This window comes from Prosthecobacter vanneervenii, from assembly GCF_014203095.1.
Lineage (GTDB): Bacteria > Verrucomicrobiota > Verrucomicrobiia > Verrucomicrobiales > Verrucomicrobiaceae > Prosthecobacter > Prosthecobacter vanneervenii.
Genome location: NZ_JACHIG010000001.1, coordinates 1,312,368 through 1,325,507 on the forward strand (window position 1 = coordinate 1,312,368; position 13,140 = coordinate 1,325,507).

Genomic DNA, 13,140 nt, shown 5'->3' on the forward strand with positions numbered 1-13,140 from the left:
AGACCCCGATGCCTTGGGGTAGCCTTGGCAGCCCCCCCGCCTATTCCTTCTGCAGCGCGGCCAGGATGATCTTCTCGGCGTGCGTGATGGGCAGGGAGTAGTGGCCGTCGATCTCGGTCCAGCGGGTCTCGGCCTGGGGGATCAGCTCGGAGATCTGCTTCGTATACGTCCAGGCGATGTTGCGGTCCTCTTTCCCATGCCAGAAGCGGATGGGGAAATTGATCTGGCTGACCTCAAAGCCCCATTCGGTGAGGTAAATGTCGGCATCCGCGATGACATGGCGCGGGCCGCGGTCCAGCGCGCCCAGGGTGGCGGCGCGCACCACGTCAAAGATGCCCGGCTGCAGCAGCACGCGGCGGTCCTCCGGGCCCAGCAGGCGCATGAGCCAGCAGAGCGGAGCCTTCTCCGGGCTGCCCTTGGCGGCCACGCCACCCAGGCGCAGCACCAGCCCCAGCAGCGTGGGGAAAAAGCGCCGCAGCTGGATCATGAAACGGTAGAGCCAGAACATCTGGCGGTCGCCGAGAAACTTCAGCGGCGGCGCACCGCAGATGATCGTGGCGGAGAGCAGCCTCTTCGGCAGCTTCAGCGCCGTCAGCAGCACATAGGGCCCGCCGCCGGACCAGCCGATCACGTGGTAGTTGTCCGCGCCCACATGCGCGGCCAGCTCCTGCAGCGTGGTGCTCCAGTCGGCGAGCTTGCGCTTGGGCTGAAAATCCGAGAGGCCGATGCCCGGCCTGTCCGGGCAGATGAGGCGCATGCCGTGCTTTTTGGCGGGCTCGTCAAAGAGGCTGCCCTGCACGTGGGAGGACGGCCACCCATGAAAGTAAAACGCCACCTCTCCACGTGGATCCCCGTACTCGCTGTAGCCCAGCTTGAGGCCGTTGGAGAGTGTGAAGACGTGTTCTGACATGCGCGCTTGGGTGTTAGTTGTATCAGCACACACCTTCAAGCGCCTTTTCACCCAGCAGCGGATTGCACTCAGGCACGCGGTCGCGGCGCAGGCCAAACTGCGTCACCGCCTTTTCCTGCAGATGCGCCACCGCCTCGTCCACACTGTCGGTCCATTTGATGAGGTCCATGTCCTCCGGGCTGATGGTGGCGCCGCGCAGCATGTGCTCCATGAACTGCCGCATCTCCGGCCAGAAATCGGTGCCCATGATCACGATGGGGAAGTTCTTGATCTTGCGCGTCTGGATCAGCGTCAGCGCCTCAAACATCTCATCCATCGTGCCAAAGCCGCCGGGCATGATGATGAAGCCGTAGCTGTATTTGATGAGCAGGGTCTTGCGCACAAAGAAGTGATCCATCGTCACCCACCGGTCCAGGTAGGGATTGTGGCTCTGCTCAAAGGGAAGGCGGATGTTGCAGCCCACGCTGCGCCCACCAGCATCTTTCGCGCCACGATTCGCCGCTTCCATGATGCCGGGGCCGCCGCCGGTCATCACGGTGAAGCCCATGCGCGCCAGCGCCGCGCCCATGTCCCGCGCCAGCTTGTAGTAGGGGTGGTCTTCCGCAAAGCGCGCCGAGCCAAAGACGGTGATGCACGGGCCCACAAAGTGCAGCGCGCGAAAGCCCTGCATGAAATCCTTTGCCACGCTGAAGAGCAGCTGCAGGTCCTTCAGGCGGCGGTTCGGCCCGCTGAGCAGGGCGCGGTCCACCAGCGTGCTGCAAAACTGCTCGTCTGCATGGATGGCGGCCACAGTGGTTTTGGGAGTGGCAGGAGCGCCTGAGAGCGAGGTGCCAGGTTCAGGCTCCCGGTCGAGAAGGGTTGGAGCAGGCATAACGGGTTGGTTGGGTTGAGAGGTTTCGGGAATAGGATCGGTCAGTGGTTGGTTGATCGACTTGGTTATGATGATTGGAAGCACATCGCGCCTCTTTTGTTCACACGCATTTGTGGTTTTTTATTACGATTTATTGAAACCGGATGACGCTGTGAAGAGTAACGCACGTGCCTGAGGGATTGGGAAGATCCCAGCCCGCCCGAGGGTGGGCTGCGGCGGGGCAGCGTGGGTCGCGTGCGCATTGAGCCGCGCCGATTTTGAAAAAGTTTCCCCTTGGGCGGGGGCGTGATGCGCGGCAGGGTACGGGGCTCTCTCCGCTCCCCTGCCCTGCACCTGTCATGAACTGGAAACACCGAACCCTGCTGCCGCTGCTGCGCCGCGCCGTGCTCGTGCTGCTGGGGCTGGCGGGGCTCGGCCTGCATGGGCATGCGGAGACGCCGGTGCTGCACCTTTACAACTGGGCGGACTACATCAGCCCGGAGGTGCTGCGGCAGTTTGAGCAGCAGCACCACTGCCGCGTGGTGGTGGACACCTTTGAGTCGAATGAGAGCATGTACGCCAAGTTCAAGGCCGGAGCCACGGGATATGACCTCGTCATCCCCACGGCGTACATGATCCAGATCATGCACGCGCAGGGCATGCTCTCCGCGCTGGACCACCGGCTCATCCCCAATCTGCCCCACATTGACCCCGCCGTGCTGGCCAAGGTGCCAGATCCTGCCATGCACCACAGCGTGCCGTACACGTTTGCGTTTGCCACCATCGCAGTGCGTGCGGACAAGCTGGAGGCTCGCCGCCTGCCGCCTGCGGAGGCCACGTGGGCCATGTTTGACCGCAGCGCCCTGGCCGGACGCATGACGCTGCTGGACGACATGCGCGAGAGCATCGGCGCCGCGCTCAAATCCCTCGGCTACAGCCTCAACACACGCGATGACGCACAACTAAACGCCGCTCGGGATGTGCTCATCCGCTGGAAGAAGAACCTGGCGCTGTTTGACAACGAGGGGTACAAATCCGGGATCGACTCCGCGGAGTTTCTGCTGGTGCATGGCTACAGCGGGGATCTGTTTCAGGTGCAGATGGAAAACCCTGCGGTGCAGATCCTGATCCCGCGCGAGGGCGTGACGATCGGGTGCGATGCGCTCGTGATTCCAAAGACCGCACGCCATCGCGAGCTCGCGCATGCGTTTATCAATTTCGTGCTCGATCCCGCCACCGCCGCGCAAAACATGGAGTGGATGGGCTACTACTGCCCCAACAAACCGGCGCTGGAAAAGGTGAGCCCCGCCTTCCTGCAAAACCCGGCCATCACCATCGCGCCGGAGGTCCGCGACCGCTGCGAGGTCATCCAGGATCTCGGTGCCGACCTGGCCAAGTACACGCGTGTGTGGGACCAGGTGAAGGCGGCGCGATGAGTCTGCGTGGCGGCCAGAAAGTGAGGTGTGGCAGCGCCGCAAAAAGCGGCTTGGCTTGAGGGGCGTTTTGCGGGCGCTTGAGACTTTCCTTCATCGCGCATGCTTCACTCTCTCGAAGGCCTGCGTCATGCCGGGCGGTGAGGGCGGAGTCGTCGCGGAATGACACGTGGAGTCGTGCCGACCCTCTCTGACACCGCAGCGCCTGCATGACTGGGCCCGGCAGCGGGCTTAGTGTGTGGCTGAGCCCGGGCGCGGCGATGGGGCGGCTTGTGCGTTCAGGTTCAAGATTTTCGATGAAATGGAGATCATCGGACATGGCCCGATGGCTTATGCGCTGTCTCGGCGGCTGAAATCATCGGCATAGAACCTATCGAACGCTGATTTGTGCGGCCTGCAAGGCTGCCTGCCGTGGAAAAGCTAGACATCCAAGGCGGTGATTTAGAAAATACGCACGCGACTTTTCCAACCCGCATGTCGCTTTTCAACCACCCAACCATGACCACCGCCACCGCACCTGCGGCAGCTCCAGAGACAGCCCGCCGCACGCGCTCACGCCTGCAGCTGCGCGGTCTGCTGTGGCGCAGAGTGGCCGGGTGGTGGCCGCTGATCCTGCTGGTGCTGGCGGTGTGCCTGAACCCCACGCCGCTGGGAGTGGGCGTGTGGAGCACAAGCGACGAGGGGCGAACGGTGACGGTGACGTACGGCTACCGGGGCGATGATTTAATTTATGTCGTAGCCGAGTCGGAGCCCGGCACGCCGCACACCGCCGTGCATGGCAGCGGCAGCAGCCGCCGTCTGGCGCTGTACCCCGGCGGGCCTGAAAACTGCCTGTCCAAGACCGGCGGGCTGTACCTCCGCCAGGACAGCGAGCGATTTGAGCTGCTGCCGCTGCAGCTCTCTCTGAACACGCTGCTGGAAAAGCTGAATTCACACAGCCGGGGGAAAGACATCCTGGAGTTTCTGCGGCGGAGCGCACCGTGAGGGCGAAGGCCCGAGCCGCCGGAGGGCGAGCATCTTGATCCCCACACAGGGCGTGTGTTCGCGGATTGGTGGGGTGATGACGCGAGTGCGCTGGGCGATGCGGTAAACAAGGTTTGTTGGCAGCGCAGGAGCGCTGGGCGTTGCGTGCGCGTGAGGGATCGGAACGATCCCTCTCAGCCGGTGCGCAGGCGTCTAAAGATCAGACACGTTTTCGGCTGTGTGTGGCATCACTCCTCATCGAGCGTCGCCAAGGCTGCGAGCTGTTGCGGCTGGCTGCCCATCTTGACACGAGTGCCGTTGGTGCATTTGCCGATGATCACCGAGGCCATGCCACGCACGGCCTTTTTCAGGCGCTCATCGGCAGGGCGTTGACTAGCCAGCGCCTGCAGCTCCGGAAGTGCCTCAACGGTGAAGCCCAGGGTGTCGAATTCATCCAGCAGGGCACGTATGGCAGGCTGGGCCACGGCATCGACTTCCTCGGAGGGGCCGAGGTCTGCCAGGGCTCGCAGGATGATGAGATGATAGACCGTGCGTGCGTTGTGGGAATCGATCCACCGGCCGTTGGCTGCCTGACCCGGCGCCACGCCGATGCGGAATTTTTTCAAGGCCTCCTCCTTCATGCCTGCGCATGCCAGCAGGGAGACGGAAAAGGCGTTGTAGTTAAAATTGGGGCAGCACTTTTGAGCGGCAGCCCACTGCGCGGCGCGCTGGCCGGCGGCCAGGCAGGCCTCATCTGCCAGCAGCCTGCCCGCACGCAGCAGCGCCACACCGCAGACCCCCGTGTCAAACTGGGATCCACCATCGGGATCTGGCGTCAAGATCCAGCCGTCTTTGATCTCGATCGCATTCTTTTGCAGCTGCTTTTCCGTCATGTCCCCAAAGCGGATGTTGATGCCGCGCAAGTCTGGAAAGGGAAAGTGCCCCTGCGGCTGCTGCAGCTTGAGCAGCACGCTGGCAGTACCACGCAGCAGCTTTTCGAGCTCCGGCAGTTTCTCAGGGGCGCAGGTGGCCACATGCGGATGCATCGTCACGCAGGCTTCCAGCACGCTGGCATAGATCCGGAGCATCTGGTGCGGCAGCATCTCACCCGCCATGAGTGCGCGCACGGTGCGGCCTTGGGTCTGCAGGGCGCTGAGAAAGAGCTGCACCGCCTCGGCGCGGGAGAGGCTGCGCCCGGTGGGCTTGTACCCCATGCGGCGCCCGTCTGGCAGCCCAGCCTGATCTCCGAGGATGGCCGCCATCTCCGCAGTCACACGGCGCACCGCCTGCGCGTCCTCCGCAGCCATGGCGGTGGTGAGCCGGGGCGCGGTGGCTTTCAGAGCTGCCTCCATCTCCGGAGTGGGATGGTAGAGCGGCTGCCCAGCCATGGACCAGCCACCGGGGTCCAGTCCGGTGGCCGTCTCCGCCTTGCGGAGCTGCTCCTCCGCATCAGCCGGGAGCCCGGCCTTGAAATCACGCGCCAGTTTCTCCACAGACTCCACCAGCCGGGCGTCATTGCGCTCCCGCGCCAGCTGCCGGGCCATGCGCAGCCGTGCCTCCGCCTCCTGCGGTGTGAGGGCTGCCGCTGCGGCAGCCATGCAGAAGATCGAGAGAGGGAGGAGCAGGAGGCGTATCACCATATGGCTCTGTGCCTCCGCAGGTGGAGTTGTATGACCTCACGGTCATCAAAAAAATCACGCCTCAGCGGCGCGCGCGTATTCCTGTCATGCGCAAAAGTGCCGGCCCTGCTGCCTAGGCAGGATCCGACGGTGGGGTGGTGAAATGGGGCGCTGGGCGGTGCGAGACACAAAGCCTGTTGGCAGCGCGGAGGCGGGGCGTGGTTTCACAAGACCTGGCGGAGGTCGGTGATGGCTTGCTGGGTGGCGGCCTGGAGTTTCTGCGCGCAGTCGGCTGGGATGGGGCGGTGGCTGCGGACGGCGGTCTCCAGGGCGGTGCAGTTCTCCGCCACGGCGGTCATGCCAAAGAGGGCGCTGGCTCCGCGCAGGGCATGGGCCTCGCGGCCTGCGGCGGTCCAGTCGGACTTATCGAGTGCTTTCTGCAGGCGCGAGAGCCTGCCGGGGGCCTCCTCCAGCCAGAGCGCGGCGATGTGCCGCGCCTCCTGGGCACCGAGCTGCGTGGACAGGCGCTGCAGCGCGGCGGCGGTGGCGTTTTCCGGCGCAGGCGGCGGCACGGCTGCGGCGGGCGCTGCGGCATCATGTGCCGGGCGCACGAGGTCTGCCAGCAGGGCCTCCAGCGTTTCGGTGTCAAAGGGCTTGGTCAGGTAGTCGTCCATGCCGGAGGCAAGGCAGCGCTCCCGCTCCTCCGGCAGGGCGCTGGCGGTCATGGCGATGATCTTGCAGCGGGTGCCGTCCAGCTGCTCCATCTGGCGGATTTTGCGCGTGGCGGCGTGGCCGTCCATGATGGGCATCTGGCAGTCCATGAGGATGGCGTCATAGGGCTGCCTGCGGAAGGCGGCCACGGCTTCGCGGCCGTTGGCGGCCACGGTGTAGGTGCAGCCAAAGGATTCCAGAAGCAGGCAGGCCAGGCGGGCGTTGACGCGGTTGTCCTCGGCCACGAGCACGCGCAGGCCCAGGCGGCGGCGCTGCGGGGTGGTCTCCGGCGTGCAGGCGGGGGCGGAGAGCTGCCACACGGCGCGGCGCAGGGCGGCACGCCGCAGCGGCAGCGCCACGGCAGGCAGGGCGCAGTCGGCACTGGTGCGGCCGATGAGGATGAGGTGCTGCGGCGCGGGCGAGTCCCGGTGGGCGCTGAGCATGGCGGGCCTGACCCACGCGGCGTCCACCAGCAGCACCTCGTGCGGATGGCGCAGGGTGGAAAGGTGGGCGCGCAACTGCCGGCGGCCGAGGGTGTGAAACTCCACCCCGGGGCCGCTGAGCGCGGCGCGGATGCTCTCAGCCAGGCGCGGTGAGGCATGCGCGATGTACACCACCCGCGGCGTGGAGGCGCAGGCCTCCGGTGCGGCGGCGTGCGGCGGCGCGGGCTGCAGTGGCACTTCATACCAGAAGGTGGCACCCGGGCCGGGGCGGCTCTCCACGCCGATGCGGCCGCGCATGGCCTCCACCAGCTTTTTGCTGATGGCCAGGCCCAGGCCGGTGCCGCCAAAGCGGCGGGACTGGGAGCCGTCCACCTGGCTGAAGGGCTTGAAGAGCCGCTCCTGCGCGCCTTCGGGGAGGCCGATGCCGCTGTCCTCCACCCGGAAGGCCACCTGCCCTGCTCCGGCGGGCTCCACGCGGATGGTGACGTGGCCTTTGTCGGTGAATTTGACGGCGTTTCCGGCGAGATTGAGCAGCACCTGGCGCAGACGCCCGGCGTCTCCCAGGATGACGTCCGGCAGCTCGGGGGAGATGACGGTGGTGAGCTCCAGCCCCTTGGAGGCGGCCTCGTGGTGGAGCAGGTCGGCCACGCCTTCCACCAGATCATCCAGCGCCACGGGCTGCACCTGCAGCTCGATCTGCCCGGCTTCGATTTTGGCAAAGTTGAGGATGTCGTCGATGATCTTCATCAGCGCGCCGCCGCTGTGCTGCACGGCCTCCACCATCTCCGACTGCTGGGCGTCCAGGTGCCCGGCGCGCAGCAGTCCGGCCATGCCGAGGATGCCGTTCATAGGCGTGCGGATCTCGTGGGAGATCATGGCCAGGAATTCGCTCTTGGCACGGCTGGCGGCCTCCGCCTTGTCACGGGCGGCGCGCAGCTCCTCCTCGATCTTGCAGCGGCGCTGCTCCTCGCGGCGGGCCACGATCATGCTGCTGACGGCGGCCAGGTAGGGGTCCAGCTCCTTCACGCCCTCCTTGTCGTAGCCGTCGGGGCGGTTGGCCAGGCCGATGAGGCCCACCATTTCCAGGCCATTGTAAACCGGCAGGCCGAGGAAGGTGCGGATGGGCGGGTGGCCGGGCGGCAGGCCGCCACGGCGCGGGTCATTGGCGGCGTCATTGGCGATCAGCACCTCCCCCGTGACCATGGGGATGCCAAAGAGCGTCTTGAGATTGCGAAACTCCATGCCCATGGGCCCCATCTGGCGCATGAGGCTGCGCGTCTCTTCATTCCACGCGATGTCGGTGAGGCCGTAGGAGCGCAGGTAGGGCGCGCCGGCCTCGTCCCGCAGCACCTCGCCCACAAAGCCGAAGCCGCTGCGCGTGTGGGAGACGACGACATCCAGCATCTCGGCAAAGACGGGGCCGACATCCACGGCACCGATGAAGTGCTCCTGCGCGGCGCGGATGCCATTGAGCAGGTCTGCACGGCGGCGCGCGGCCTCCTCGGACTGCTTGCGCATGTGGATGTCCATCTGCGTGCCGATCATGCGCTCGGGCTTGCCGTCCTTGGTGCGGGCCACGATGCGGCCCACGTCCTGCACCCACTTCCAGGAGCCGTCTTTGCAGCGCAGGCGGTGCTCGCAGATGTAGTCCGGAGTCGCGCCGCTGAGGCATTGGTTCATGGCCTCCATCACGGAGGGGAGGTCGTCTGGATGCACGCGGGAGGCCCAGCTGTCCACGTGCTGGGGCCACTCTCCGGGCTCGTAGCCGAGCATGAGCTGGATGAGGTCGGTGTAGAGGACGTAGCCGGTGATGATGTTCCAGTCCCACACGCCGAGGCCGTTGTTTTGCAGGGCAAACTGCCAGCGCTCCTCCGTCTGCTGGAGGGTGCGCTGCGCCTGCACGAGCTCGGTGATGTCGAGCACGGTGCCGATGACCTCGCGCGGCTCTCCATCGGCCCCGCGGCCCACCTCGGCGCTGCTGCGCAGGTGGCGCTCCTCGCCGTCCGGGCGGAGGATGCGGTAGATGGTGGTCATGGGCTGGCCGGTGCGCACCACGGTGTCCACAAACTGCATCACAGCATCAAAGTCATCCGGATGGATGGCGCGCTGGCAGAGCTCCATGTTCACCTCCACGCCGCCGGGCTCGTAGCCGTAGATGCGGTATTTTTCATCCGACCAGCGGATCTGGCCGCTGGCGAGGTCCATGGTCCAGTTTCCCAGATGGGCGATGCGCTGGGCCTGGCGGTAGGCATCCTCCGTGCGGATGAGGTCCGTCATGTCCTGCATGGTGCCCACGAGGCGGCAGGGGGCGCCTTTTTCATCCAGCTCGGCGGCGGCCATGGTGGTGACGTGGCGGATCTCCCCGTTCGGACGGGTGACGCGGTAGGACACCTCCTGGCTCTGGCCCGTCTTGGCCACGGAGTCCAGCACGCTCAAAAAGCGCTCCAGATCCTCCGGCAGCACGCACTGGCGCACGTGGTCCAGCGTGGGCATGAAGCTGCGGGGCTCAAAGCCGTAGATGCGGAATTTTTCATCGGACCAGGAGAGCGCATTGGTATGCAGATCCCACTCCCAGGTGCCCAGGTGGGCCAGACGCTGGCCCTCATTCATGGCGCGCTCGCTGCGGCGCAGGGCGGCCTCGGCCTCCAGGCGCTTGAGCAGGAGGCCCAGCTGGCTGCCGATGCGGCGCAGCGCCTCCAGGAGATCCGGGTCTGGCGCATCGAGGTGCACGCTGAAGAGCTCCATGACGCCGCGGATGTGGCCGTCCACCATCACGGGAAAGGCCACCGCGCCGGTGATGCCGCACTCGGCTGCCGCGTGGCGGCGGGGGAAGTTTTGATCCTGCCGCACATCGGTGATCCAGTGGCTGGCGTGCCCTGCCCACACACGGCCTGGCAGGCCCTTGCCGGGGGGGAAGCTCATCTCGCGGGAGGCCTGCATGAAGACCTCCGCCTCGGTGCCTGGGAGCTGCCAGGCCTCTGCCAGGTGCAGCACCTCTCCGCGCAGGTCCGGCACCCACCACATGCCCACGGTGGCCTGGAGCTGGCGGCCCAGCGCACGCAGCATGGCGGGGATGAGATCCGGCAGCCGCACCCCGCTGGTGATGACCTCGGCGGCGGCGGCCTCCAGCTGGCGGCGCATCTCGTTGCGTTTTTTGCCGGAGACATCGGCCTCCACGGCCATGAAGTGGGTCACGTGCCCATCATTGTCGCAGATGGGCTGCACCTCGATGTCCACCCAGTAGGCGGTGGCGTCTTTGCGGTAATTGAGGATCTCGCAGCGGAAGCTCTCCCCCTCGCGCACCTTGCGGCCCATCTCTTCGGCGGTGTGTGGATCGGTGCGCGGGCCCTGCAGGAAGGAGCCGGGCTTTTTCCCGCGCACCTCCTCCAGCCGCCAGCCGGTCATGCGCTCAAAGGCCTCATTCACCCACTCGATGAGGCCGTCTTTGTCCGCCAGGATGACGGCATTGTCCGTGCGCTGCGCCACCATGGCCAGCTTGCGGGACTCGGCTTCTTTTTCGATCAGCCGGTGCTGCTTGTGCCGCAGGCGGTCATTGAGCACGCGCAGCTCCTCATTGGCGATGCGGTGCACCTGCGCCACGTGCAGCAGATCCTGCGCGGAGTCGTGCGGCGCAAAGTCCGCCAGCGTGATGCCCAGGCGGTCCAGCTCGTCCGGCGTCTGCAGCCACGGGGTGCCCAGAAAGACCTCGATACCAGCTTCTACCAGATGCATGACCTGCCCGCGCAGCTGAAGGCCGGAGCCGGTGTGCAGCAGCAGCAGCAGGGTGCCGCGCAGCCCGGCGGAGCGCAGGGCGCCCTGGGGCCGCTCCAGGCTGAAGGACGCCTCCACCTGCATGCCCGTGGTGAGCCCCGGAGCCACGCGCCGCAGAGAGGGCCCGATGCGGATGATGCTCCCGGACTGATCCCATGCAAAAAGAAAGGGGAAGACCTCCTCCACCCCCGCCCAGGGCATGCCTGGCATTGGCTTTACGCGCGCACTCATGCGGTTTCCGTTTCTTTCCAGGTGATGAGGAAGACATCGTGGTCCGCGCCGGCATCCAGGCTCTGCTCCTGGGAGATCTCCGCCGTGACGGCAAACATCTCCGCCAGGCCGTGCAGCAGGCCGATGACAAAGGCGGAAAGCCCCCTGCGGTGGCTGCGGTAGTGCAGCCGCACCTGGCCGGGCGCGGCGTCTGTGCACTGAAACTCCGGAGGCTGCAGCGCGGGAAAGATCATCATGATGCGGGTGTGGAAATTGGGCAGGTTTTGGAGAAACTCGCCCAGATTTCGTCCGCCTGCCTTGAGAAGATGGCCGTAGCCATGCCGGGCCGTCTCCAGCACCCACCAGCGGCCAAACTCGTGCAGGATCTGCGCGGCAGGCAGCGCCAGCACCTCAGAGGCAGCGCCCACCAGCCGGTACGTGACGTCGTCCGGGTAGGCCTGATTGGAAATGAAGATCTCGTCCTCCACGCCCGCTTTGGCCTTGATGCGCAGCCAGACCTCCATGCCGTGCTTTGAGATGAGCAGATCCTGAACCGCTTTGTTGACCATGCCGTACATGCGCTGAGTAAAGAAGAAATGGGGGGGTGGGGGCCAGGGATGAGCCTGTGAAAAAGAAAGGGAAGGGTTAACCCAAGGATAGAGTGCCGCCCCGGAGTGGAGAAACGGTATGTTGGGTTAACCCAGAATTTTCGGGGAGCGAATTCTTTACTGGGAGCGCCGGTTTTTAACAGGCTCTGGTTAGCTCCGCAGCCACAGCAAGCACCGCGTTCACAGCAAGCCATCTTGACGAATGAAAGCCGCAGAGACACCCCGCCCGGAGCCGATATGGACATCGGCGCTCCCAGCATAAAGCGCTGCCACGAATGCGCCATCACATCCCCCTGCATCTGTGGGGGTTTTCGGAGGTCCAAAGCAGGCGATCATCCTATGTCTATGAAAACAACAATCCTATCTGTCATTCTTTTCACCACAACTTTGCCAGCCTTTGCGGAGGACGGCACTTCATCCAAAACCGCCGCTGCGGCAAGCGCTGCACTGGCAAAGGAATCTGAGGACTCGAAGGAGTCTGAGGAGTCCAAGAAGGAGGACTCAAAGGAGTCGGAAGACTCCAAGAAAGAGGACTCCCAAAAAGCCGAAGACGCCAAGAGCGTGGCCATGAAGGCGGAGCAAAACGCCCAAAAGGCGGAGGAAGCCAGGATCGCGGCCACGAAAGCGGCAGAAGCTGCCAAAGCCGCGGCCCTCAAGGCGGAGGATGATGTGAGGACGACAGCGGCTAAAGAAGTGGAGGATGCCAAAAAGGCCGACGAAGCCAGGAGCACGGCGTCCAAGGCGGCGGAGGACTCCAAGAAAGCGGAGGACTCCAGGACCACCGCCACCAAGACAGCGGAGGCTGCCAAAGAAGCGGCCAGCAAAGCGGCTGAGGACTACAAGAAGGCGACCGAAACAGCCGCGGCTGACGCCAAAAAAGCCGCAGAGGCAAAGGCCGAAGCTGATAAGGATCCGAAAAATACCGGCAAGGCCGATGCCGCAAAGCTGGCTGCCATCAGGGCTGCGGATGACACAAAGCTGGTCGATGCCACCAAGACTGCCGCCGCCAGAGCTGCAGAGGAGGCCCAGAAGGCCGAGGAGGCCAGGAGCGCTGCCGCGAAAGCAGCCGATGCCGCCAAGGCCACAGCCACAAAGGCGGCGTCTGACGCCCAGATAGCCGAGGCGAACCGGATCGCCTCCGTCAAGGCGGCGGAAGCCGCGAAGCTGGCGGTCACCAGGGCGGCCGATGCGGCCCAGAAAGCCTACGACGCCATGATGGCTGCCATGAAGGAAGCCTATGACGCCAAGCTGACCGCCGAGTCTTCGCTGGCGGCCTACATGGAGGTCACGGGCACCACGGCCACTCCGAGCTGGAGCACGGGCGCGCCCACAGACTCGGGCACCGCAACGAGTGCGATCTCTGCCGTGAGCGCCGCCCCCGGTGCACCGGCCCCTCCAGTGACGCTGCTGGCCGCCTTTGCCGGAGTGCTGGCGCTGCGCCAGGCCCGTGGCAAGCGCCGCAACAAGGCCCAGGAGGCGTAATGCCGCGCGCCGCTGGAAACGGGTCTCCAGGTTGAAAGCCAGCCCTTCCATGCGGCCCGCCCGCACTCTGGCGTGAGGAATCGTCCCGGTCCCTCACGCGCACTCAAAGACCAGCGTTTTCACGTCTCCACAAAGCCGGG

The 13,140-nt window shown here is 65.4% G+C and carries 8 protein-coding genes; 3 read left to right on the forward strand and 5 right to left on the reverse strand.

Annotated elements, in window-relative coordinates:
• Nucleotides 1-40 precede the first annotated feature (40 nt).
• Together HNQ65_RS04985 and HNQ65_RS04990 are read right to left on the reverse strand one after the other, a co-directional pair.
• Nucleotides 41-910: an alpha/beta fold hydrolase gene (locus HNQ65_RS04985; protein WP_184338365.1), complete on the reverse strand. Its 870-nt coding sequence runs from the start codon at nucleotides 908-910 to the stop codon at nucleotides 41-43.
• 22 nt (nucleotides 911-932) lie between these two features.
• Nucleotides 933-1,781, reverse strand: coding sequence for an LOG family protein (locus HNQ65_RS04990; RefSeq protein ID WP_184338366.1), 849 nt, complete (start codon nucleotides 1,779-1,781; stop codon nucleotides 933-935).
• Between the two features lie 338 nt (nucleotides 1,782-2,119).
• On the opposite strand from HNQ65_RS04990, the gene HNQ65_RS04995 reads away from it, so the two are divergent.
• Nucleotides 2,120-3,196 (forward strand): polyamine ABC transporter substrate-binding protein, encoded by a 1,077-nt coding sequence (locus tag HNQ65_RS04995; RefSeq protein ID WP_184338367.1) that lies wholly within the window; start codon nucleotides 2,120-2,122, stop codon nucleotides 3,194-3,196.
• Nucleotides 3,197-3,691: 495 nt separating this feature from the next.
• A complete protein-coding gene (locus HNQ65_RS05000; RefSeq protein WP_184338368.1) occupies nucleotides 3,692-4,177 on the forward strand; it encodes a hypothetical protein in 486 nt (161 codons plus the stop codon).
• A gap of 227 nt (nucleotides 4,178-4,404) precedes the next feature.
• Here the strand turns inward: HNQ65_RS05000 and HNQ65_RS05005 are convergent, their stop codons facing one another.
• The 3 genes from HNQ65_RS05005 to HNQ65_RS05015 all read right to left on the reverse strand — a co-directional run bounded on the left by HNQ65_RS05005 (nucleotide 4,405) and on the right by HNQ65_RS05015 (nucleotide 11,479).
• Nucleotides 4,405-5,796: a hypothetical protein gene (locus tag HNQ65_RS05005; RefSeq protein ID WP_221306032.1), complete on the reverse strand. Its 1,392-nt coding sequence runs from the start codon at nucleotides 5,794-5,796 to the stop codon at nucleotides 4,405-4,407.
• Nucleotides 5,797-5,999: 203 nt separating this feature from the next.
• Complete coding sequence (locus HNQ65_RS05010; RefSeq protein WP_184338370.1) at nucleotides 6,000-10,931, reverse strand: PAS domain-containing protein; 4,932 nt, start codon at nucleotides 10,929-10,931, stop codon at nucleotides 6,000-6,002.
• A complete protein-coding gene (locus HNQ65_RS05015) occupies nucleotides 10,928-11,479 on the reverse strand; it encodes a heme NO-binding domain-containing protein (RefSeq protein WP_221306033.1) in 552 nt (183 codons plus the stop codon). The genes HNQ65_RS05010 and HNQ65_RS05015 overlap by 4 nt, the downstream gene beginning before the upstream one ends.
• Nucleotides 11,480-11,863: 384 nt before the next feature.
• Here HNQ65_RS05015 and HNQ65_RS05020 point away from each other — a divergent pair, with 384 nt between their 5' ends.
• Entirely contained in the window at nucleotides 11,864-13,000 is a 1,137-nt protein-coding gene (locus tag HNQ65_RS05020; RefSeq protein ID WP_184338372.1) for a PGAP-CTERM sorting domain-containing protein, read from the forward strand.
• Nucleotides 13,001-13,140: the final 140 nt, after the last annotated feature.